18 protein-coding genes are annotated in these 23970 nt (G+C 63.2%); 7 read left to right on the top strand and 11 right to left on the bottom strand.

What is annotated here, in order from left to right:
• Positions 1-50: 50 nt before the first annotated feature.
• The 3 genes from PQQ53_RS08750 to PQQ53_RS08740 are packed head-to-tail and all read left to right on the top strand — an operon-like array spanning position 51 to position 3842.
• On the top strand, positions 51-1112 hold the full coding sequence (locus PQQ53_RS08750) for an ABC transporter substrate-binding protein (RefSeq protein ID WP_408139460.1): 1062 nt from the start codon (positions 51-53) through the stop codon (positions 1110-1112).
• Between the two features lie 45 nt (positions 1113-1157).
• A complete protein-coding gene (locus tag PQQ53_RS08745; protein WP_408139462.1) occupies positions 1158-2777 on the top strand; it encodes an ABC transporter substrate-binding protein in 1620 nt (539 codons plus the stop codon).
• A 39-nt stretch (positions 2778-2816) separates the two neighbouring features.
• Entirely contained in the window at positions 2817-3842 is a 1026-nt protein-coding gene (locus PQQ53_RS08740; RefSeq protein ID WP_408151848.1) for an aldo/keto reductase, read from the top strand.
• 75 nt (positions 3843-3917) lie between these two features.
• On the opposite strand, the gene PQQ53_RS08735 is transcribed toward PQQ53_RS08740, so the two are convergent.
• From PQQ53_RS08735 to PQQ53_RS08715, 5 genes are all read right to left on the bottom strand, one after another.
• Entirely contained in the window at positions 3918-5654 is a 1737-nt protein-coding gene (locus tag PQQ53_RS08735; RefSeq protein ID WP_408323705.1) for an ABC transporter ATP-binding protein, read from the bottom strand.
• A gap of 2 nt (positions 5655-5656) precedes the next feature.
• Positions 5657-6622: an ABC transporter permease gene (locus PQQ53_RS08730; RefSeq protein WP_408323703.1), complete on the bottom strand. Its 966-nt coding sequence runs from the start codon at positions 6620-6622 to the stop codon at positions 5657-5659.
• Between the two features lie 43 nt (positions 6623-6665).
• Entirely contained in the window at positions 6666-7646 is a 981-nt protein-coding gene (locus PQQ53_RS08725) for an ABC transporter permease (RefSeq protein ID WP_408139467.1), read from the bottom strand.
• A 13-nt stretch (positions 7647-7659) separates the two neighbouring features.
• Positions 7660-9264 carry an ABC transporter substrate-binding protein gene (locus PQQ53_RS08720; protein ID WP_408323701.1) on the bottom strand — a complete coding sequence of 535 codons (1605 nt, stop codon included), beginning with the start codon at positions 9262-9264 and terminating at the stop codon, positions 7660-7662.
• Between the two features lie 244 nt (positions 9265-9508).
• The gene (locus tag PQQ53_RS08715) at positions 9509-11143 is read right to left on the bottom strand and encodes an ABC transporter substrate-binding protein (protein ID WP_408323699.1); all 1635 of its coding nucleotides are present in this window, start codon (positions 11141-11143) and stop codon (positions 9509-9511) included.
• A gap of 298 nt (positions 11144-11441) precedes the next feature.
• On the opposite strand from PQQ53_RS08715, the gene PQQ53_RS08710 reads away from it, so the two are divergent.
• Complete coding sequence (locus PQQ53_RS08710) at positions 11442-12671, top strand: porin (protein ID WP_408323697.1); 1230 nt, start codon at positions 11442-11444, stop codon at positions 12669-12671.
• 86 nt (positions 12672-12757) lie between these two features.
• Here PQQ53_RS08710 and PQQ53_RS08705 read toward each other — a convergent pair whose 3' ends face one another.
• The 6 genes from PQQ53_RS08705 to PQQ53_RS08680 all read right to left on the bottom strand — a co-directional run bounded on the left by PQQ53_RS08705 (position 12758) and on the right by PQQ53_RS08680 (position 18962).
• On the bottom strand, positions 12758-13105 hold the full coding sequence (locus tag PQQ53_RS08705; RefSeq protein ID WP_408139473.1) for a DUF3088 domain-containing protein: 348 nt from the start codon (positions 13103-13105) through the stop codon (positions 12758-12760).
• A 49-nt stretch (positions 13106-13154) separates the two neighbouring features.
• Positions 13155-14372 (bottom strand): acyl-CoA dehydrogenase family protein, encoded by a 1218-nt coding sequence (locus tag PQQ53_RS08700; protein WP_408139475.1) that lies wholly within the window; start codon positions 14370-14372, stop codon positions 13155-13157.
• A gap of 116 nt (positions 14373-14488) precedes the next feature.
• The gene (locus tag PQQ53_RS08695; RefSeq protein ID WP_408139477.1) at positions 14489-15532 is read right to left on the bottom strand and encodes an ABC transporter substrate-binding protein; all 1044 of its coding nucleotides are present in this window, start codon (positions 15530-15532) and stop codon (positions 14489-14491) included.
• 41 nt (positions 15533-15573) lie between these two features.
• Positions 15574-16404 carry an ABC transporter ATP-binding protein gene (locus PQQ53_RS08690; RefSeq protein WP_408323695.1) on the bottom strand — a complete coding sequence of 277 codons (831 nt, stop codon included), beginning with the start codon at positions 16402-16404 and terminating at the stop codon, positions 15574-15576.
• Complete coding sequence (locus PQQ53_RS08685; RefSeq protein ID WP_408323693.1) at positions 16398-17456, bottom strand: ABC transporter permease; 1059 nt, start codon at positions 17454-17456, stop codon at positions 16398-16400. Before PQQ53_RS08685 ends, PQQ53_RS08690 begins: the two co-directional genes overlap by 7 nt.
• 57 nt (positions 17457-17513) lie before the next feature.
• Positions 17514-18962: a SidA/IucD/PvdA family monooxygenase gene (locus PQQ53_RS08680; RefSeq protein WP_408323691.1), complete on the bottom strand. Its 1449-nt coding sequence runs from the start codon at positions 18960-18962 to the stop codon at positions 17514-17516.
• 303 nt (positions 18963-19265) lie between these two features.
• Between PQQ53_RS08680 and PQQ53_RS08675 the strand changes: the two genes are divergently transcribed.
• The 3 genes from PQQ53_RS08675 to PQQ53_RS08665 all read left to right on the top strand — a co-directional run bounded on the left by PQQ53_RS08675 (position 19266) and on the right by PQQ53_RS08665 (position 23965).
• Positions 19266-20213, top strand: coding sequence for a TauD/TfdA dioxygenase family protein (locus PQQ53_RS08675; protein ID WP_408323689.1), 948 nt, complete (start codon positions 19266-19268; stop codon positions 20211-20213).
• A gap of 144 nt (positions 20214-20357) precedes the next feature.
• Positions 20358-21926 carry a tetratricopeptide repeat protein gene (locus PQQ53_RS08670; RefSeq protein ID WP_408323687.1) on the top strand — a complete coding sequence of 523 codons (1569 nt, stop codon included), beginning with the start codon at positions 20358-20360 and terminating at the stop codon, positions 21924-21926.
• A 239-nt stretch (positions 21927-22165) separates the two neighbouring features.
• Entirely contained in the window at positions 22166-23965 is a 1800-nt protein-coding gene (locus PQQ53_RS08665) for an alkaline phosphatase D family protein (RefSeq protein WP_408323685.1), read from the top strand.
• The last annotated feature ends 5 nt before the right edge of the window (positions 23966-23970 follow it).

Below are 23970 nucleotides of genomic sequence, written 5' to 3'. Positions count from 1 at the left end.
ACGCGGCAACCATCCCAACAAAATTCCACTCAACCACGCAGGTGATCCGCATGAGCCGAATCTGGTACACGCGCTGCCCGGCACCGACCCCGTTCGGCATCGCGGCGCAAAAAGGCTGGCTGCAACAGGAATTCGCAGCCGACGGTATCGACGTCAAAGCACTGCAGGATGCCGACGATGTGCTGATCCGCCGCTCGCACTTCACGCATAGCCAGCCATGGTCGTTTCGCCAGGGCGGCAATATTCCGGCACTGTGGGCGCGCGCTCAGGGCAGCGACACACGCCTGATCGGTCTGAGCTGGGTCGACGAGTTCCAGGCGCTGATTACACTCGACCGGCAACTCGACGCCACACCGCACGCGCTCGCCGGGCGTCGCTTCGGTTTGCCGCGTAATACGCGTGCGAACGTGGTCGATTTCCATCGCGCCACCGCGCTGCGCGGGTTTTCGTCGCTGCTCGATGTGGTCGGCGCGCAGTTCGAGGATATCGATCTGGTCGAACTGCCGCACACGCCTCGCGGACTCGAAGACGCGAAGCCCGCTAGCGGCGCCCCGCTCGGCGTGTGGCTCGACGCGCAACGTTCGCACGAATTCGCCCGCGAAGCAGAGGCGCTTCTGCGCGGCGAGGCCGATGTCGTGTTCGTCAAAGGTGCGACCGGACTCGATATCGCGAATCTTCTCGGTGCGAAAGTCCTCGTGGAGATCGGCGCGCAATCCAATCGCGCGCTGCACGCGAACAATGGCACACCGCGTCCGTTGACCGTGGACGCGCAACTGCTGCGCGAGCGTCCCGACCTTGTGGAACGCGTGCTGGCTCGCACCCTCGCCGCCGGCGACTGGGCCGAGACGCACGCGGCCGAAGTGGCGAGTTACGTCGCCCGCGAGGTTCGCAGCGCCGAGCATTGGGTCGAACGCGCGTATCCGGGCGGCCTGCACCGGCAGTTGGCGATCGGCCTCGATCCGCAGGCGCTTGCCGCGCTCGCCGATTTCAAGCAGTTCCTGTTCAAGTGGGGCTTCGTTGCGACGGATTTCGACTTCGACGCATGGGTCGATCCGGCTCCGCTCGCCGCGGCACTCGAGCGACGCAATGCGCTCGCCGGATCGGCAGGCTGACCCGTCTCCGCTTTCTCCTTCTCTCCTCTTCTCCCATAACAAAAGATGGCACATGTCACCACGCAGGCCACACTGCGTCGCTACGGCAAGCGGGTCTTCAGCGGAGCGTTCGCATTTGCAGTGACACTCGCCGTCGCGCTCAACGCCCACACGGCGCAAGCGCAGACGCGCGGCGGTACGCTCAATTTCATCGTCACGCCGGAGCCGACCGCCCTCGTCGATCTGGCGACCACCGCGACCAACGTGCTGAAGGTCAGCGGCAAAGTCACCGAAGGTCTGCTGGAATACGACTTCAAGTTCGAGCCGAAACCCTCGCTCGCGACCTCATGGGAAATCAGCGACGACAGCCGCAAATACGTTTTCCATTTGCGCCACGGCGTGAAATGGCACGACGGCAAACCCTTCACGTCAGCCGACGTCGCGTACTCGATCCAGACGCTCAGGCAAGTCCACCCGCGTGCGAAAACCACCTTCGCCAATGTCACCGATATTTCGACGCCCGATCCGTACACGGTCGTCATTACGTTGTCGAGATCTGCGCCGTGGCTGATCAAAGCGTTTTCGTCGTCGGAAACGCCGATCGTGCCGAAGCATATCTACGACGGCACCGACGTCCTCACCAATCCGGCCAACAACGCGCCGATCGGCACGGGCCCCTTCCGGTTCATCAAGTGGGTGCGCGGCAGCTACATCGAATACGCGCGCAATGACGACTACTGGGACAAAGGCAAGCCCTGGCTCGACAGGATCGTCGTCAAGGTCATCAACGATCCGGCTGCGCGCACCGTCGCGTTCGAAGACGGCTCGGTCGATCTAAGCGGCGATACGCCGGTGCCGCTGTCCGACCTTGCGCGGCTGAAGGCCAACCCGAAGCTCGGAATCGAGTCGCGCGGCTACGAATTCCAGGCGGGCGTGGCGCGCATCGAATTCAATCTCGACAATCCGGTGCTGAAGAATCCGAAAGTGCGCCAGGCTATCGCATCGGCGCTCGATCGCGAGGTGATCCGCAAAGTCATCTATTACGGCTACGCAACGCCGCTCGCGAGTCCGATCATTCCGTCGAGTCCGTATCACGATCCGGCGCCTACGCCCTATCCGTTCAACGTCGAGCACGCGAACGCATTGCTCGACCAAGCCGGCTATCCGCGCAATGCCGACGGCACCCGCTTTGCGCTGACAGTCGATCCGCTGCCGATCGGCGATCTGCCCGCGCGCACCGCCGCCTACGTCAAGTCCGCGTTAGCGCGCACGGGCATTGCCGTGACGGTTCGCAGTCAAGATTTGCCGGCCTATCTGAAGCGAATCTATACCGACCGCGATTTCGACTTCAGCATCAACGGCATGAGCAATCTGTTCGATCCGGTGGTCGGCGTCGCGCGGCTCTATACGACCGGCAACTTCCGGCGCGGCGTGCCATTCACCAACGGCTCGCACTATAGCAATCCGGAGATCGACCAGTTGTTCTCGCGCGTGGCCGAAGAAACCGACGAAGCCACGCGCAAGCAGCTGTTCTCGCAGATCCAGCGCATCCTCGCGCGCGACCTCCCGGACATCAATCTGGTGTCGCCGCAATACATCACGGTGTACTCGCGCGCGGTGCACAACCATACGACGTCGCCCGACGGCGTATCGGCGAGTTTCGCCGATCTCTGGCTGCAGCGTTGAACCGCCTCACCCTCTACACTTTCACGGAATCCGTAAAACATGGAATACAGACAGCTCGGCCGCAGCGGCATCAAGGTCTCGACACTGACGCTCGGCACGATGATGTTCGGCGGCCCCACCGACGAGGCCACGGCGGCCCGCATCATCGATCTGGCTCAGGAACAGGGCATCAATTCGATCGACACCGCCGACGTCTACGTCAAAGGCGAATCGGAACGCGTGGTGGGCCGCAGCATTGCCGCGCAGCGCGAGCGCTGGGTGCTTGCAACCAAGTTCGCCAATCCGCTGCAAGAGGGCGACGTCAATGCAAGCGGCGCGTCGCGCAAACATATCGTGCGTGCGGTAGACGCAAGTCTGAAGCGCCTGAACACCGATTACATCGATCTGCTCTACATTCATCGCGAAGATCATCAGACGCCGGTGGAGGAAACGGTGCGTGCGCTGAACGATCTGATCCGGGCAGGCAAGCTGCGCTACTACGGGCTGTCGAATCATCGCGCGTGGAAGATAGCCGAATTCAGCCATACAGCGCAGGCGCTCGGGCTGGATGCGCCGGTCGCGAGTCAGCCGCTCTACAACATCGCCAATCGCCAGGCTGAGGCAGAACAGTTGGGCGCGGCGCACCGCTATGGGCTCGGCGTGATTTCGTACAGCCCGCTTGCGCGCGGCGTGCTGACCGGCAAGTACGAACCGGGCGCGACGCCCGCCGCCGACTCGCGCGCGGGCCGCAGCGACCGGCGCATGCAGCAGACCGAATGGCGGCCGGAATCGCTGGAACTGGCGCGGCGCGTACGCGAGCACGCCGAAGCGCGCGGCCTCACAGCCGGGCAATTCGCGCTCGCGTGGGTGCTCAATAGCCGTTATATCAGTTCGACTATTGCGGGGCCGCGCACCGAAACGCAATGGCGTGACTACCTGCCGGCGTTGCGCTATCGACTCACTTCCGAAGACGAAGCGTTTGTCGATTCCCTCGTGACGAGCGGCCATCCGTCCACGCCGGGCTTCAACGATCCGGGCCATCCGTTCTTCGGCCGGATTGCACGCCACGGGTCGCCGCAGGACTGAGTTGGGTCGAGCCAGACGGCTATAAAGACGAACCATCGGAAAGAGGCGGCGCAAGCCGCCTCTTTCCGCATCGCTTTAAGCCGCTTGCGCGTCGAAACGTCTGCCGGGAATCGCGTCGAGCAGCGTACGCGTGTAGGCATGCTGCGGCGCGCGCCAGATCTCGCGATGATCGCCGCTTTCGACGATGCGCCCCGCCTGCATCACATGCACGCGGTCCGCGATATAGCGCACCACGGAAAGATCGTGCGAGATGAACAGATAGGCAAGCCCGAGATCGCGTTTGAGTTCCACCAGCAGATTGAGGATTTGCGCCTGGATCGACACATCCAGAGCGGACACCGGTTCGTCGCAGATCAGCAGGTCCGGTTCGAGCACCAGCGCCCGCGCGATGCCGATGCGCTGACGTTGCCCGCCCGAGAATTCATGCGGAAAGCGCTGTGGTGCGGAACTGGGCAGTCCAACGCGGTCCAGTATCGCGGCGATGCGCGAGCGGCGTTGCCGCGCGTCGTTCACACCGTCGACCACCAGCACCGTATCCAGAATCTCGCCAACCGTACGGCGCGGATTGAGCGACGCATAGGGATCCTGAAACACCATCTGTACGTGACGGCGCAACGGCCGCAACTCGTGCTCGCGCAGCGGCACCAGATCAGTGCCGCGCAGGCGAATCTGGCCGCCCGCAGCCGGTACGAGCCGCAGGATCGCTTTCGACAGAGTCGATTTCCCACAACCGGATTCGCCGACAAGGCCAACCGTTTCGCCACGCGCGATCTGCAGCGACACACCGTCGACCGCGCGTAGCGTCGTCTTGCCATCACGATGCGGATAGTCGATGCGCAGGTCGTGCAGCGCCAGCAGCGGCGCGTCGTCTGTTGCGCGTCGCGCGGCAGCCGGTTCGTCGTGCTGTCCGGTACGCGGCGAAAGGGGGACGACCGCAAAGTTCGGCTGGCCGTCATCGTCGATACCGTGGCGGATTTCCGGCAGTTTCCAGCCTCGATAGTGCAGATCGTCGGCGAGATTCAACGACGCGCCGAGCAGGCCGCGCGTGTATGCGTGCCTCGGTTGCGTGAAGAGTTGCGCGACCGGCGCCTGCTCCACCATCTCGCCCGCCAGCATCACCGCGACGCGGTCCGCGTGTTGCGCGACCACGCCGAGATCGTGCGTGATCAGCAGCAGTGACATCGACAACTCGCGCCGCAGACCATCGAGCAGTTCGAGAATCCGCGCCTGAATCGTGACGTCGAGCGCCGTGGTCGGCTCGTCCGCGATCAGCAGACGCGGCCGGCACGCGACCGCCATTGCGATCATCACGCGTTGCCGCTGGCCGCCGGACAGCTCGTGCGGATAATCGAACACGCGCCGCTGCGGTTCGGGAATGCGCACCAACTCAAGCAGTTCGATTGCGCGCTTCCACGCGGCAACTTTGGAAAGACTCTCGTGCTGGCGCAACGTCTCGACGATCTGCGCGCCTATTGACAGCACCGGGTTCAGCGAGGTCATCGGCTCCTGGAAAATCATCGACATCTGCCGGCCGCGCACCGCGCGCATGTCCCGTTCCGACAAATCGAGGAGTTCGCGGCCATCGAAACGCAGGCTGCCACTCACGCGCCCCGGCACCGGCACGAGCCGCATCAGCGACAGCGCGGTGGCGGATTTACCGCACCCCGATTCACCGACGAGCGCCAGCGTCTCGCCTTGCGCAACATCGAAATTCAGCCCGCGCACCGCTTCATGCGCGCCGAAACTGACGCGCAGATCGCGCACTTCCAGCAGGTTTGCCGATCTAGTCACTTCGTGAGTCCCCGGTTTCATGATCAGGTGCGTTCCCGCAGACGCGGGTTAAGCGCGTCGTTCAGGCCGTCGCCGAGCAGATTCAGCGCCAGCACCGCGACGACGATCGCGGAGCCGGGAATGGCGGTCAGATACCAGGCGGTGCGCAGCGAATCGCGTCCCGCGCCGATCATGCCGCCCCAACTGACGACGTTCGGGTCGCCCATGCCGAGAAACGACAGTGACGACTCGATCAGGATCGCGCTCGCCACCATTACGGACGCGGTGACGATCACCGGCGGCAGCGCATTCGGCAAAATCTCGCCGAAGATGATGCGCGCATTGCTGAACCCCTGGCTGCGCGCCGCGAGCACGAAGTCCGCCTCGCGTAGCGTGCGAAATTCGGCGCGCACGATTCGCGCGACGGTCGGCCACGACGCGATGCCGATCGCCAGCGTAATCACCGTGACGCTCGGCCGGCCAATCGCGACAATCACGATCACCAGCAGAAACGACGGAATGGTTTGAAAGAGTTCGGTCACGCGCACCAGCACGTTGTCGATGACACCACCGAAGAAGCCGCCCGCCGCGCCGACCAGCGTGCCGATCACGAGACCGATTCCCGCCGCCGCCGCGCCAATCATCAAGGACACGCGCGTGCCGTGCGCAATGCCGGCAGCGACATCGCGTCCGAGCGAATCGGTGCCGAGCCGGTACTGCGGATCGGCGCCCGGCCACTCGAAAGGAGCGGCGACCATGTCGAGCGGATCGCCGGGAAACAGATGTCCCGCACCGAAGGCGAGCGCGATGAACCCGGCGAGCAGCACGAGTCCGGTCAGCGCCGACGGATTGCGCAGCAGCGCCCGCCACACGCCGCGCCCGCTGCGCGGCGCAGCGGGCGCGGTGCCGGTGCGGCCCTGGCCGAACAGCGCACCGGCCAGTTGACGGCGCCACGTTGAAACCGCCGGTTCGGGCGAGGTGGAGATCAGATTGGAAGAGTCGGAAGCCATTGCATCTCTCTGGTGAACAACGGGTCGGCGCAAGCGTGAAGAGTCACGCAATACGTGGATCGAGCCAGGCCTGAAGCAGATCGACCAGCACGTTGGCGACGATCACAAGCAGCGACGACAGCAGCAGCACGCCGAGCAACACGCTGAAATCACGCGCCATTACGGCGTCGAGCGCGAGCCGCCCGAGACCGGGCCAACTGAACACGGTCTCCGTCACCGCCGCGCCGCCGAGCAGCGTGCCGAAATGAATACCGACCATTGTCGTCAGCGGCATCAGCGCGTTGCGCAACACATGCCGCACCGTCACGCGCCACGGATGCAGGCCCTTCGCCTGCGCGGTTCGCACGAAGTCCTGGCGTTGCACTTCGAGCATCGCGGCGCGGGTGAGCCGCGCATAGATCGCGATAAAGAACGTCGCCAGCGTCGCGGCGGGCAGCAGCACGTGCTGCGCCGCGTCGGCGAATAACGCAAAGCCATGCAGTTGCACGCCGAGCGTCACGTTGCCGCCGCTCGGCAACCAGCCGAGGTGCACCGAGAACAGCACGATGGCGAGCAAGCCGATCCAGAAGCCCGGCGTCGAATAGAACAGCAATGCGAGCACCGACAACACGCGGTCCGGCCACTTGCCGGCCCAATGCGCCATTACCGCACCGAGCGTCACGCCGATCACGATCGCCAGTGTCAACGCCACGCCCATGAGCAGCAACGTATTCGGCAAACGCGACAGGATCAACTGCATGACAGGCATGTCGTAACGCGGCGAATAGCCAAGGCTGAAGTGAGCCAGATGCGTCAGGTACGACCACAACTGATGCAACAGCGGCTGGTCGAGGCCGAACTTCGCGCGCAGCACCTGCATCGTTTCCGCCGTGGCCGAGCCGGATTCTCCAGCGAGCACGTCGGCGGCATCGCCCGGCATCAGTTTCAGCAGAAAGAAGTTCAGGATCACGATGCCAACCACCGTCGGCAGGACCTGCCATGCGGTGCGCCGCGCTATCGCGCCGAAACCCAGACTTCGGCTCATCGTCGTTCTCCTGTCAGGCGCTCAGATAGACATCCGCGAGATTGCCTTCGAGGCCCTGCGCGGACACGGTGTGGTTGTGCACGCGCCGGTTCGCCAACGTGACCATGCGCGGCGCCACGAGGTTGAGAATCGGCAGATCGCGATAGACGATCTGCTGGAACTGCTGATACAACGCGACGCGTTTGCTTTCGTCGATTTCGACAGAGGCGCTTTCGAGCAGGCGGTCGACTTCGGCGTTGCTGTAGTGCGGCGCATTCGAAAACGGCACGCCTGGGCGAATGTTCTTCGACCAGTAGAGACGCTGGACGCCGACGCTCGGATCGAACAGCGTGTTCACGCCGATGCTCGTGAAGTCGAACTGGCGGTCCGCGTAGACGCGCTTCAGGAACGCGGGCAGGTCTTGCGAGCGCACGGTGACGTCGATGCCCACGCGCGCAAGTGCCGACTTCACGTAGTCGGCCTGACGGCGGTACAGGTCGCCATAGGGCAGGAAATCGTGCGTCAGCTGGAAGCGCACGCCGCCGTCCTTGCGCGGGTAGCCCGCTGCGTCGAGCAGCTTTTCCGCGCTTGCGATATCGAATGCGTAGGCTGCGAGCTTCGCATCGTGATACGGCGAGCCCGGCGTGATCGGCGTGGGCGACAGATCGGCGTAGCCGTACGCAATCGTGCGTTGCACAACTTGCGGATTGATCGCGTGGGCAATCGCCTGGCGCACTCGCAAGTCCTTGAGAATCGGGTGATCGAGATTGAAGTCGATCTCGGACAACGGTTCCAGAAAACGGTAGCCGCGCGTTTCGACGGCCAGTTGCGGCAATTGCGTGAGGCGCTGCAGATCGGTCAACGGCACCGGGTTTTCACCGCCCAGATCGAGCGCGCCGGTTTCGAAGGCCGCCGAGCGAGCGGCCGCGTCGGGGATCACCTTGAATACCAGGGCGTCGATATAGGGCTTGCCCGCGTCCCAGTAGTCGGGGTTGCGCTCGTAGACGATATTGGCGCCGCGCGTCCATGACTTGAAACGGAACGGCCCCGTTCCGATCGGGGCGTTGTTGTGCGGGTTCGTCAGCGGATCGCCGGACGCGTACAGATGCTTCGGCACGATCGGCGATTCGCCGGCCGACAGCGCCTTCAGCAGATACGGCGCCGGTTTCGACAATTCGATGATCGCGGTGCGCGCGTCGGGTGTGCTGACGCGCGTCACGTTGGCGAACGTGCTGCGTCCACGCGGATGCACCGCTTTGAGCAGGTCGATCGAAAACGCGACATCCGCCGATGTGAACGGCTGGCCGTCATGCCATTTGACGTTCTGGCGCAGCGTAAAGGTGTATTTCAAGGCGTCCGGGCTGACCGTCCACGCCGTGGCAAGCTGCGGCTTCGGCCGCAAATCGAAGTCGTACGCGAGCAGACCTTCGAGCACTTTCGAACTCGCGACGAGCGCAGGCCCCGTGGTCTGGAAGATCGACACGAGTACCGGCGGCTCCGGGTTGATCAGCATGTTCAAGGTGCCGCCTCGTTTCGGCACGGCGGCGTCGCCCTGTGCGAGCGCCAATGCCGGCATGCCCGTCGCGGCGAGCGCTGCGCCCGTTGAAATCAGAAAGTCGCGTCGATTCAGTCCTGCCATGTGATCCAGATCCTGGTTGCCGACGACCCGGCCGGCGTGAGTTGCCTGTCGAGTGGTCGTGGTGTCGTCGTGATGTCGTCGTGGTGTCGTCGTGGTGTCGTCGTGGTGTCGCGGTCGTGTCGCCGGCCGTGCTGCTGCCGCAACGCTCACGATAAAGCCGCTGCGGCGCCAAAAGAACCAATGGTTCCGCATATGCAAAGCACGACACGGACGAAAGACCCCGCAGCACCGGCCATCTCCCGAGTCACGCGATGAACACGTCGGCGAGATTGCCGTCCAGGCCGTCGGCGGTCACGGTATGGTTGTGCACGCGGCGGTTGTAGAGCGTGACCTGTTTCAGCGTGACGAGATCGATGATCGGCAGATCGCGTCCCACCACCTGCTGGAATTGCCGGAAGTATTTGACGCGCGTCGCGGGATCGTTCTCCACCGCCGCCGCTTCGAGCAGACGATCGACCTCCGGGTTGTCGTAGTGCGACGCGTTGGAGAACGGCACGCCTTTTCTGAAATTGCGCGACCAGTAGAGCCGCTGCACGCCCACGGTGGGATCGAACGTATTGCCGAGGAAGTTGGCGTCGAGGTCGAAATCACGGTCGGTATAGATACGCTTCACGTAGGCGCCGAAATCCTGCGAACGCACAGTCGATTCGATTCCGATGCGGCGCAGTGTTTGCCGCAGATATTCGGCGAGCCGCGCGAACGTCGGGTCGTAGGGGTTGTAGTCGATCGTCAGCGGAAAACGGAAGCCGTTGGATTGACGCGGCAACCCGGCCTCGTCGAGCAGCCGCCCGGCTTGGGCGAGATCGAATGGCGACGACGGCGCCTGCGGATCGTAGAACTGCGTGAGCAGCGGACTGATCGGCGACGGCGCAACGATCCCGTAGCCGTACCACACCGATTGCAGAATGGCCTTCCGGTCGATGCTGTGGGCAATCGCCTGGCGCACCTTTAGTTGCGACAGATACCGGTTGTCGAGATTGAACTGCAACTGCGTCTGCGCTGCGTCGTAGCTGTATCCGCGCGTTTCCAGTGCAAGATGGGGCAATGCCTGCAGCCGTTGTATATCGACGAGCGGCACCGGGTTCTCGCCGGCCAGATCCAGCTCACCTGTTTCAAGCGCGACCGCGCGAGCCGCCGCATCGCCGATGAAACGCACGACCAGTTCGTCGACATACGGCTTCGGTGCATCCCAGTAGTCCGGATTGCGCACAAACACCGCATGACTGCCGCGCTCCCAGCTTTTGAAGCGATAAGGACCGGTCCCTATCGGTTCGATATTGTGAGGATTGTTAAGGGGATCGCCACTGCCATAAAGATGCGCGGGCACGATCGGCGACTCGGACGCGGCGAGCGCATAGATCAGATACGGTGCGGGCTTCGATAGCTTCAGCACCGCCGTATGCACATCGGGCGTGCGCACTTCGACCACGTTGGCAAATGTCGAACGGCCGCGCGAGTGATACTGCTTCAGCAATCCGATCGACACTGCCACGTCTTTCGACGTGAACGGTTGACCGTCGTGCCAGCGTACGCCGTCGCGCAACCTGAACGTGTACTGCAGACCATCTCCGCTGATCGACCAACCGGTCGCGAGTTGCGCACGCGGTTGCACGTTGAAGTCGTAGCTCAGCAACCCTTCGGTCACTTTCGGACTGATCTTCTGTTCCGCACCTGCCGTCGTGGCGAAATTGACTAGCACGTTCGGCTCGGGATTCACGAGCAAGGTCAACCGGCCACCGTGACGCGGCGCCACGGTGCCGTTCTGCACAGCCGCGTGCGCCAGCGATCCGAACGCGCCGAATGTCAGGCCGGCCGCACTTCCCGCAAGCCCGATCAACGCACTGCGACGTCCCGAATCAAACTCGTTGCGATCACTCATGCCCGCTCCTTTTGAATCCGCCTGACACGGCAGACGATGCTTATCGGAAGCGTCGCAAGATATCAATCAACGGCATGAACAAGAACGAATTAATTGAGGATTGCATAGATAAATCGTGCGCCTTGGTGCTATCGCTTTCAGATCAGCAACGCAACGTCTGTTCGCTTGAATCGTCGATATATATATCGAGTTTGGTTGGTTTGCCGTTCGGTTCGCGTTGCTTATCTTTACTGGCCTTTTCACTTCTCTGCACTGGCAACCATCCCTCTTACACTCAAACAATCCGCTTCAATAGAACATGAAAAAACTGATTTTATTTTTTGGCCTTTCGCCTTTTCTCACCGCTGCAGTCCATGCTCAAAGCAGCGTGACGTTATACGGCATCGTGACTGGCAACGTAACGTATTCGAACAACGCTCAAACCGCCGCCACGGCAAATGGCGGGCGGCCGGCAGGCGGCGCACAAGTCGCGCAGTTCGACAGCGGCACGTCGGGTCTTGCATCGAGCCGCTGGGGACTGAAAGGCACCGAGGATCTCGGCGGCGGGTTGAAGGCGATCTTCCAACTGGAAAGCGGCTTCAGCGTGAATAACGGCGCGCTCGGACAAGGCGGTACGGAGTTCGGCCGCCAGGCATGGGTCGGCATCAACGCGGACCGTTACGGCACCCTCACGTTGGGACGTCAGGGCGACACCTCGGTCGAGTTCGTGTCGGCATTGTCGTACGGATGGTATTGGGGCAATCTCGCGATCCATCCCGCCGATTACGATAATCTGAACTTCACACACCGCATCAACAACTCGATCAAGTATCTGTCGGATTCGTTCAGGGGATTCCGCTTCGGCGGCCTGTATAGCGTCGGCGGCGTGGCCGGCAATGTCACGCAGAATCAGGTGTGGTCGACGGGTATCAGCTATACCGGTGGCGCGTTCGCCATCGCGGCGTCGATCATCAACGCGCGCAACCCGAACACGTCGCTATACGGCACCAATGCGAACGCGAGCGCGACCGGCAACAATCTGGGCTCCGCCGGATCAGCCACCGCACCGGAGTCGAATCCGGTCATTGCCGGATTCGCATCGGCACGCACTCAGCAGACCGTCTCCGTTGCAACCACATACACGACGGGCGGGGCGATCTTCGGCGTAGCCTATTCGAATACACAGTTCCGCGGACTCGGCTCGAACCCCTCGCTCAACACGTTCAACTATAGCGGTTCGACGACACTCAGCACGGTGGGCGCGAGCTTGCGCTACCAGGCCACACCTTTCCTGCGCTTCGGCACGTCGTTCGACTATACGGAAGGTGGCAGCGTCGGCAACAAAGGCGGCGCGAAATACGAGCAGCTCAATCTCGGTACTGCGCATTCGCTATCGAAATCGACCGAGGTGTACGTGACGGGCGCCTACCAGCACGCCAGCGGCACGGACTCGCTGGGACGTCCGGCGGTTGCCGCAATCGGTTACCTGACGCCTTCCACGACCAACAAGCAGGTCGCGGTATCGGCGGGCGTCAAGCATCTGTTCTGATGCGAGGGAGCCGCCTGGCTCCTTCAGAGCGCGCCAGTTGCACGAGCAGCGGGCGCGGCGCTCGACATCACGCCGCGCCGCTGCATTCAATGTACTTTTGGAAAACCGTGACGCTGGGCCAGCAGATCGAGTATCCGACGCGTATCGGTCACGAAGCGCTTTTCTCCCAACACCTCAGCATCAGCAGGCGCCAGTTGTTCATCGCCGAAAATCAGCACCGGCAAACTCTGATGTTCGGCGTCCAGCGCTTCGACGACCGCCGCGCGTGGACGCGCAAACGGCAGACGGCGGATGTCCAGACGTGCATTGAGCGCCACGTCGCTCGCCAGCAAGCCCTCAATCGGCGCGCCGTCCGGGCAGATGAAACGCTCGCCTGGATGGTTCGGATCGGTGAAGCCCGGCTCCAGCAACAACAGCAGATCTCGTCGGCCCATAATTTTCCGTGATGGATGGTGAGGGAATGGATGGATGGCGCGGTACTGGTCAGAACACGCGTCCTTCGGTGAGATGCGTCGTCGCTCCGTTCAACTCGTAGTCGCCGATTACGCGCGCCTTGTGCAGCAGCGGGTTGTGACTGAAGATGGTGCGTAGATTGCGCCAATGGCGATCGAAATTGTGCGAGCGTGCAGTCGCCGACGCGCCGCCGATCTCGAACAGCCGCTCGCCCGCATGCAGCGCCAATTTGCTGACCACCAGTTGTGTCTTGGCGGTTGCAAGCGCGCCTTGGAGCACCAGATCTTCGGCATTCGCCGCGCCGTTGCGAATCGCAACCGCCGAGCGATCGAGGGTCCGAGCGTTCTGCTGCACCAATGCGTCGATCGAAAGGCTATGTGCGGCGAGATCGCCCACCACCTGCTGCACGAAGCCATCTTCGCGCGCGGACGGCGCCGGGCTGTGCAGTACCGGGCGGCCGTGTTGAACCACGTAACGCCGCGCGTCCGCGAGAATATTGCGTACGATGCCAGCCGCTACGGCGACCAGATGCAATTGCCGCACCGCGCTGCCGTGACGGCCTGCCAGACTCGTATAGCCGCGCGTCGCGACTTCGTGTGCGAAAACCTGCACGTTGTCGAGCACGAGACTGCCGCTCGCCGTCATGCGCTGGCCCATGCCGTCCCAGTCGTCGAGTACTTGCAGACCCTCACGAGCCACCGGAATCACGATGGAAACCTTCTCGTCGTTCTCATCCTGCACGTTGATTCGCGCATAGTCCGAAAAGGCCGTGCCGGTCGAATAGTACTTCTTGCCTGTGACTCGAAAGTGCTCGCCGTCACGCACGAGTTGCGTGACGATTTCTCCCGGACGCGAAGTGCCGAGTTCCGTCGACGCGCCACCAAATATCGCCCCCTGGCGCACACGCTCGATCTGCGTATCGTTGAAATCCGAGCGAGGCGATAACAGCAATTGCTCGGTCAGGTCGTAATGAATCCGCAGAGCGTGGGCTACATTCGATTCATGGGCAGCCAGCGTCGCGACGACATGAAAGAGATCGTCGAGCGACCCGCCAAGGCCGCCCCACTCGACGGGAAAGCGCAGTAAGCCGAGCCCCGACTCGCGGAACAACGCAAAGCGGTCGAACGGCAATTCGCGTCGTGCCTCTCGTTGCGCGGCGTCTTCGCCGATTGCCTGGGCCAGCGCCGGCAAGCCAGCCAGCGCTGCATCGAGCGTCGCGGGCGCCGCTGTGTCGAGAGATACCTGCATGCCAATATTCCTTTTTGAATGCGTGCGGATCGAAGCGACCCGGCTGTTTAAGTTGTTTTGAGCTGGATGAGTCGTGAGTGAGGACTGGCCGCGCCGGGCCCCCGCACCGCCGAGCGTCACGCAGTCAGCACGTTCGAGAAGACCCGATCCGCGAGACGATTCGAATCGGTCCCGTTGTTGAGCACGCCAACTGCCTTCAGATCGTCGGCGTACAGCGAGATCTCTTTCTTGAACGCGTCACCCACCGGATGATGATGGTCCGTATGGCTCTTGAGCATTGCGGCCAGTTGGCCCACGTCCGCCGACGGCGTATGCACCGAGAAGATCGCGGCCGCCTCCTCCGGATGATTGGCGGTCCACTCGGTCGCTTCGAGCAACGCCTGCGTCAGCTTCTGCGCGCTCGCGCGATCCTTGCGCACCAGCGAGCCGCGCACGCCCAGCACGCAGCATGAACGCGTCTGGTACTCGCCGCACAGATTGTTCGACACCTCATGCAGATGATCCGATTCGCGGATCGACCAGATGGTCGGGTCGCCGTCCGCGATGGCCTGAACTTCGCCCTTCTTCAGCGCCTCGCCCAGCAGGTTCGCCGGATACTGGCGCCAATTCACGTCGCGCTCGGGATCGACGCCGATCTTCTTCAATACGATCGCAAAGAAGTTCTTGGTGGGACTCGCCATATCGCTGACGCCGATCGTGCGGCCCTTCAGACCGGCCACGTCGACGATGCCCGACGCGCGCGTGGCCAGCAAGCGCATGCAGCCGCCGTGAATGCCGGCAGTCAGTTTCACATCGAAGCCCTGCTCCAGTGGTTTGATCCAGCGCAGCGCCATGCCGACGCCCGCGTCGGACTTGCCTGTCGCAATCGCCTCGAGCAGTTGATCGGTCGAGCCCGAGAAGTTCACGAGTTCGACCTGCAAGCCATGCTGCTCGAAAAAGCCCTGCTTCACCGCGACGGCCACGGGCGCGGTGCAAATCGATCCCGCGTTCCACGAGAGCTTGAGCTGCTTCAAAGGCGCGGACGGCGTTTGCGCGAACGCGAGCGAGCCCGGCAGGCTCAGCGCCGCGCCACCGAGCGCGGCGGCGCCCGCGCTCCAGGCCGTCTTGCGCAGCCATGCGCGGCGGGCCGGGCTTAGCGGCGCTTCATCATAGGGATTCATGGTTGATTGCTCCTCAGGTCGCGATGGATTGTTCTAGTCGTTCAGGTGTCGAGTCCGAGTTGCGCGAGTACCTCGCGGCGCAGCGCCACCAGTTTCGGATCGTCGCGATGACGCGGATACGGCGCGTCGTTACGCACCTCGGCGACGACTCGCGCCGGGCGCTCGCTGAAAACGATTACGCGATTCGCGAGCAGCAGCGCCTCTTCCACGTCGTGCGTCACCAGCAGTACGGAAAAACGCGCGTCCTGCCACAGTCGCGCGAGCTCGCCCTGCATGCGGATGCGCGTGAGCGAATCGAGCTTGCCGAACGGTTCGTCCAGCACCAATAGCGCCGGATCGTTGACGAGCGCGCGGGCCAACGCCACGCGCTGCGCCATGCCGCCCGACAGTTGATGCGGAAACGCTTCGGCGAATTCGCTCAAGCCGACCAGTTCCAGCGCGGCGTCGATTCTGTTCTGCGCCTGTTCTTCCTGTGCCGGGTCGCGTCGCGCAAGGCGTCGCCGCTGCGCCTGCGGACCGATCGCAACGTTGCCGCGCACCGTTCGCCACGGATACAGCGTCGGGTCCTGGAACACAACCACGCGCGAAGGATCAGGACCCGCGATCGCAGCGCCGTCCGCATTCAGGCTGCCTTCGGTCGGCGCATCGAGCCCCGCCACGAGCCGCAGCAAGGTGGACTTGCCGCAACCGCTCGGGCCGAGCAGCGCGACGAATTCGCCTGGTTCGACCGAGAAGCTGACGTCCTGCAACACCGGCAACGCGGCGCCGTGCAATGCAAATCGATGGCTCACGTGACGCACGTCGATACGCGCGCCGTTGCGGACCCGCGCTTGATCGGCGGCTTGATTCAGCACTTCGGGTACGGCTACCATTTGAGCAATCCTTTTTGCCAGGCCAGCAGACGGTCACGCACACGGAACAGCAAGGTAATCAGACCGGAGCACATCAGCGCCATCACAAGCAACGCGGCATACATGTTCGAATACGCCGCCCACCCCTGGGCCCACTGCAGATACCAGCCAAGCCCTGCTTTGACGCCCATCATCTCCGCGACGATCAGCACCGAGAACGACGCGCCAAGTCCCATGAACAGTCCGACGAACACCGACGGCAGCGCCGCCGGAATCGCGACGCGCAGAATGAGAAAGGCGGGCCGCGCGCCGAGCGTGCGCGCGATGTCGTAATAGGCCGGATTGACGCCGGCGACACCGGACCACGTCAGCACGGCGACCGGAAAGGCCGTCGCCAGAGCAATCAGGAACACGCTCGCGCTGAAGCTCGACGGAAAGAAGAAGAACGCGAGCGGCAACCATGCGGTGGCCGGCAACGGTCCGATGAGACGCAGCACCGGATGGACCCAGTAACTCACGGCCTGCGACCAGCCGATGCTCACGCCCGTCACGAAGCCAGCCAGCGCGCCGAGCACGTACCCATAGGCAAGCAGTCCGAACGAGTGCACGACACTCGTGCCGAGCCTCGGATAGTCTTCGGCAAAGACGCCGATCAGCGCTTGCGGTGGCGCAAAGAACGGCCGTGGCAGCCACTCCAGTTGCGCGGTGACGGCCTCCCATGCGCTGACGCCAAATGCCAACGCCAGCAGCCAGGGCATCGCGCGTAGACCTGCGCTCGTGCGCGAAGGCATGTTCGACGCAGCTGACGTGCTGCGCCATCCCGCGACACCTGCTGCGACGGCGAAAACTGCGAGCACCAGCTTGAGCGCGATGAATTCCCGCGTGTACGGCCAGTCATCGAGACTCGGCCACCATGCGGTCTGCGCGGCACTCGCGAGCCAGGCGATCGCGGCGAGCCCGGCGATCGGCACACCGCGAGAAAGCCCGCGCCGGGAGGCGACACGTGTGCCGTCGCCGGGGTCCGCGCCGCTCGCCGGAGCGCGGGTTGCGATCGATTCAAATTGACTGGACATATCGATTTCGTCCTCCTGACTGATTGAGTTGACGTGAGCGCGTGCGTGAAAAAGCCGTTACGCGACGTCGGCCTTATCGTGTTGCCAGACGCTGTGTGCGTAGAACGAAACGTCGAAGTCGGCGGCGATGTCGCCGTTGATGCGCGCTTCATGCGCAGGCAGATCGGCGAGAAAGAGATCGCGGCTGATGCGCTGGACGACAGCGGGAATATCGCGCTTCATACTCGGCACGTCGCCGACCGGCAGGCCGAAACTCACGAACGCGCCCGGGTTGTAGACGTGGATATGTTTCAAATAAGGCGCATCCGCGTCCGTCTTTTCCAGGTATTCGAGCGCGGCGCCGAGATAAGGATGCGCGCCAAGCGCATCGTCGTGATCGTTTTCAGCAGGCACGTATTGATCACGCCATAGACGGATATGCTGGGCGACCTGCTTAAGCTCGGGCCGCAGCGCCGGGTCGACAACGTAGCCCGTTGCGGCGATCACGAAGTCGAATGCAAACGACTCGCCCGCCACGCTGGCTTCGACACGTTCGCTCCTGACGCTCGCATCGTTCCACGACGCACCCAGGTGCAGATGAAAATTCGGAAAACGGGTGACACGCTCGACCGCGTCGACGGGCGGCGTCGAACCGGCCCGGCGAAAACGCCGCGCCTGGGCCCAGCGAATCGCGTCGGGCAGATGAAAGTAGTTGTCGTAGGCGCCGGGATAAGCACGCGCACGCGTCACCGGTACGGACGCGATACGCTCGCGCCGCGCGAATAGATGGACCTCCGCGGCGCCGGCTTCGAGCGCCGTTGCCGCAGCGTCGAACGCAGACGCCGCGCCGCCGATCACCGCCACCGATTTGCCGCGCAGGGCCGCGAAATCGATCGCGTCGGCAGTGTGTGCAAGATGGCCAGGCGGCAGGCTCTTGAGCACGGCAGGAACGAAAGGCGCGCCATTGCCCGCGACGCCGTTGCCAAGCACGATCTTGCGCGCCGTCTCGACGACGCTGCGCACCGTACCGCCGTCGCGCACTTCCAGATGCAAACGGAAATGCTCGCCCACCGGCTCGATCAGCGTGAGGCGTGTGCCGTAGCGAATCGGAATGTCGAGAAAATGCCGGTACCACGCGAGATATTCCGCCCAGCGCGTGCGTGGAATCCGGTCTATTTCCGCGTACGAGACAGCGCCAAAGCGCGCTTCGTACCACGCCTGAAAGCTCAACCCCGGCAGCCCCGCTTCGGGGCCGGCCAGCGTCTTCGGCGTACGCAACCTGTTCATGCGCGCGCGATTCAACCACACCCCCGCGCGCGCTTCATCGGGCGCGGCGTCGATCACGCTCACCTGACCGATGCCGACGCGCCGCAGTGCAAAGGCGAACGCCGCACCGGTCTGCCCACCGCCGACGATCACCACGTTGTGATCGATACCGTCTCGCGGTGGCACCCAGTTTTCCGGCGCGGGGCCAATCAGGCGCAACGTGTCGAGTGCCTGCTGATCGGGGTGAGTCGATTGCGTCATGGTGTGGGGCTCGGCCAGGTAGTTGAACGGCGGGCGAATACGTCGGCAGCGAATCGCGCTTTCATTAGGGAAACCAGTATCGCGGCGCGGGAGTTCCAGCCAAACCAACAAATTTCGCTTTACTTATTTGTCTGTCCGCACACGACGTTTGCGCTCTCCTCGATTGCACGCGGCGAGGTTCGAACGTGCGCTGATTTTCTTATGTGCAAAGATTGGTTGGATTCGAGCACCGGCGAATTTAACGTGAGAGCCGACGGCCTGTGAGCCGGCATCGGACACGTTTCTTTTCGCAAGGAGCCTTGCATGAGCGCAGCCGCATTGCATGAAGCACAGTCGATTGAAGTCAAGCCGCTTTCGGCGCATATCGGCGCCGAGATTCACGGTGTCGATCTGACACGCGAACTGGACCCGAGCGAAGTCGCGCAGATTCGCGGGGCATTGCTGAAGTGGCGGGTCGTGTTCTTTCGCGAGCAGTTTCTGACGCACGAGCAGCACGTCGCGTTCTCCGCTCAATTCGGCGAATTGACGCTGGGGCATCCGGTGTTCGGTCATGTCGACGGACATCCCGAGGTCTATTCCATTTCGAAGTACCGCAAGGCGACGCGTTTCGAGGGCCAGGCATTGCTGCGTCCATGGACCGGTTGGCATACGGACGTGACCGCTGCGGTCAATCCGCCGTGGGCGTCGATTCTGCGCGGCGTGACGATTCCGCCGTACGGCGGCGATACGCAGTGGACCAATCTGGTGAGCGCCTATCAGAAGCTCTCCGCGCCGTTGCGCGCTTTCGTCGATGGCTTGCGCGGCATTCACCGATTCACGCCGCCGGCCGGCGCGAGCGGCACTCAGGAGTTCGTCAAAGCCGTCGAACAGCGCGCGCTCGTCACCGAGCATCCGCTCGTCAGGGTCCATCCGGAAACGGGCGAACGTGCGCTCTACGTGAGCCCGAGCTTTCTGAAATCGATTGTCGACGTGACGCCGCGTGAGAGCCAGGCGCTGCTCGAACTGCTCTGGGAACACGTAACGCGGCCGGAATTCACGGTGCGTTTCAAGTGGGAAGCGGGCAGCGTCGCGTTCTGGGACAACCGCGCGACCGCGCATCTCGCGCCCACCGATATCTTCGATCTCGACTTCGACCGCCAGTTGTATCGCACGACGCTCGTCGGCGATGTGCCGGTCGGGCCGGATGGGCGGCAATCGGTGGCGGTGGAAGGGTCGCCGGTGAGCGCGGCGGCAGCGGTGGCGTTGAACTGAGTCTGGGGCGCGCGGGTCTCGCTCACAGCGTCCAGACCCGCCCTTACCGCCGTGCGTCGAGTGCCGGTCCGGTTCGATGCGATCCCGTACAATGAACCGTTTCTCATTCGTCGACAGATCGCATTCCGCGCCGCATTCCTCGCCATGAATCACGCCATTGAACTCACGCTCGCCGCCGCGCAAAAGAGCTTTAACGCCGGTCAATTCGACGAGGCCGCCAGTCTGCTGCACAGCATTCTGGCGAGCGTTCCCGATCACGGCGAAGCGCTGGCAGGTCTCGGCGCCATCGCCGCGAGACAGGGCGATCATATACGCGCAGCGGAGTATCTGACGCAACCATCGGCGACCACATCCATGTCCGTGGATCAACTGAATTTCGCCGCGCAAGTGTGCCAGTCGGCGCAACGTCACGATGATGCGATAGCGCTGTTCGAACGCTGCCTCGCTCAATTTCCGAACCATGCCGCTTCGTTGTATGGCGCCGCCATGTCGTTGATCCAGCGTGGCGAATTGCGGCGGGCACTTGCGATGCTCGACCATCTGTGCAAAATCCAGCCGCTGTCCGCCGAAGCGCATTACAACCGGGGCGCACTGCTCGGCACGATGGAGCGCTATGACGACGAACTCGCTGCCTACCGGCAGGCGATCGCGCTCAAGCCGCGTTTCGTGCGCGCCTACGTCAATCTCGGCGTGGCGTTGCGAGACCTGTCGCGTTTCGATGAGGCCTTGCTGCAGTTCAAGAAGGCGCTTTCGCTCGATCCGAACGATGCCGGCGCGCGCACCAATCGCGCTCAGACCAACCTGCTGCTCGGCGAATTCGAACACGGGTGGCGCGAGTACGAATGGCGCTGGCGCGATGGCACCGGCAGCCATGGTTTCCCGCAGAACACGCTGTGGACCGGCGCCCAACCGATAGCCGGCAAGACCGTGTTCGTTCATCACGAGCAGGGCTTCGGCGACACGCTGCAATTCGTGCGCTTCGTGGATCGACTCGGCGCAACCGGTGCTCACGTCGTGTTGCGTGTTCAGGATGCTTTGCTGCCGCTGCTGCAACATTATCGCGGCGCAGCCGAAGTCATCGGTGAAGCAGCGCCGGTACCGCATTTCGACTATCACATTCCGATCATGAGCCTGCCGTTCGCGCTCAAGCTTCGCGCGACCGATCTCGCTGTGCTCGCACCGTATGTGCATGCGGACGACGCGCTTACCCGTGAGTGGGACAATCTTTTTGACGACTCCGATCGCCAACTCAAGATTGGAATCGTGTGGTCGGGCAGTACGACGCATCTGAATGATCGCAACCGCTCCATACCACTCGAACAATTGAAGCCGCTGCTGGATGCCGACGCCAGATTCTTCGCGCTGCAACAGGAAGTGCGGGAAAGTGACCGTGCTTGCTTCGCACAACTGGAACAGCGCGGGCGGTTGCACGATGTTTCCGCGCGGCTCACCACGTTCGCGCAGACCGCTGCGCTGATCGCGCGCCTCGATCTCGTCATCAGCGTCGACACGGCTGTCGCGCATCTGGCGGGCGCGCTCGGGAAACCCGTATGGGTTGCTCTGCCGTTCATGCCGGATTGGCGATGGCAACTCGAACGAAACGATAGTCCATGGTACGCACAGGCGCGGCTCTTCCGACAAACCACACGAGGCGATTGGACCGGCGTCGCAGCCGCGCTTCGCACGGAAATCGACGCTTTGCGGAACGCCTGAACCCCGCGTGCCGTACAGCGGGCGCGTCGCGGCGTCCCCGTGCGCGCTGCGGGTTCGAGCCACAAGCGTGATCTTGGCGCATTGAAAACATGCGCCAGGGTTCGTCCCGATGCATGTTCGGTGGCACGCTGAACTAATCTTCACCGGCCGGCCGCGCAAACTCGACGCGCATCGCCCCACCATCCGGCTGCTCGAATGACGCACGCAAACTCGCGTGCGTCAACACGGCGAGGTGAAGCATGGCTACCACCAGGAAGAAGGCATCCTCACGGAACGATCTGCTGATGGGCCCGGTGCTCGGCTTGCGGCCCGCCACCGCTGATGCGCCCACTCTGTGGCGCATCACCGTGCTGATCGTCATTCGCGCGGACGCCGCGCAGCCCACGCTCACAGTCGACGGCAAGGCCGACTCGGCCGCACCACGCGTGCTGCGCAAGACGAACGACGCGCAAGTGTTGCGCTACGCGATGCCGGTCAAGCAATCGGCGGAAGAACAGGTCATCACGTATTCGTTCGGCGACAACGCGCAGTGGCACTTTATCGTGCCTGCCGCCGGTCAGACGCCGCGCTTCACGTATGTGTCGTGCAATGGGTTTTCGTCGGTGAAGGTCATCAAGGATCTTCAGCACGACGCGAGCAATGTCTGGTCCGATCTGATCACGAATCACGACGGCGCCCTGCTTAAAGCCCATGAATCCGACTGGGACGAGCATCAGGCGTGGGTCGATTCCACGCTCTTTCAGAAGGGCGCCCCGCTGCGATTTCACGCGATGCTGATGGGCGGCGACCAGATCTACATGGATTCGATCTGGGAAGACATGGAAGCGCTCAAGACCTGGAGCAATCTGCCGGTGGCGGACCAGCCGGGCGTCGCCGTCAGCGCGACACTCGCCGACGAGATCGAGCGCTACTACTTCGGGCTATACATCGACCGCTGGCGCTATGCGCGCGGCAAAGCACCGTGGCCCGCGAACGCGTACGACGGCACACTCGACGACGCCTGCGCGTTCGCGACGATCCCCTCGCTGATCATGTGGGACGACCACGATATCTTCGACGGCTGGGGCTCCTATAGCCCCGAATTGCAGGCGAGTCCCGTATTTCGCGCACTGTTTGCCGCGGCGCGCCGCAACTTCTGGGTGTATCAGTTGCAGATGCCCGAGGAACTGCTGCCGCCGCAAACGCTGCCCGATCAGCCGACCCGTCTGCCGCGTTTCGATCCGATCGACTGGGATGCGCTGGTGAAGCAAGACCCGCTTGCGCCAGCGTTCCTGCCCCACCAGCCCGGGTTTTCGCATGCGGGCGTGTTCGGGTCGCTCGCCATTCTCATACCGGACTTGCGCAGCGAGCGCTCGCAATTGCAGGTGATCGGCGAAGCAACATGGGACGCGATGACGCAATGGCTCACGACGCTGCCCGACACCGTCGAACATCTGCTGTTCATCAGCAGCGTGCCGGTTGCGCATCCGAAAATCCGCATCGCCGAGGCGGTCTATAGTTTTGGCCTGCTGCGCGAGCACGTCACCAAAAGCCTGTCCGACGACATCCACGATCACTGGTCCAACGACGATCACGAAGGCCAGCGCAAACGCCTCGTTCGCAACCTCGTCGCTTTCGCGGACGGCCCGCGCAAGCGCCGCGTAACCATGGTGTCCGGCGACGTGCACGTGGCCGCGTGGGGCATCATCGAAGCGAACGGCGCCGCCGGGAATAACGCCCGCAGACTCAATCAGCTGACGAGTTCGGCTGTCGTCCATCCGGCGCCGTCAGGCGTGGCGGATTTCTTCTTTCTGTTTTACATGGAGCAGAACGCAAAAGCCGGCGAAACGATCGACACCGAGCATCGGCTGCAAATGATGGAACTGCCCGGTGCGGGCATGCGCCTCGCGCCACGCCGTAACTGGCTCGCCATCGAACTCGACGAGCCGGCCAGGCGTCTATGGGCGACGTGGCGGCTCGAACAGGACAAGGGGTTTTCGAGCCACATGCTGGCGGTTCATCCCGCGCAGGCGGCGGCCGCCGATGACGGCGCGCCCTGATGCGA

Source organism: Paraburkholderia strydomiana (assembly GCF_046030495.1).
Lineage (GTDB): Bacteria > Pseudomonadota > Gammaproteobacteria > Burkholderiales > Burkholderiaceae > Paraburkholderia > Paraburkholderia strydomiana_A.
This window is presented reverse-complemented; position numbering and strand designations above follow the sequence as displayed.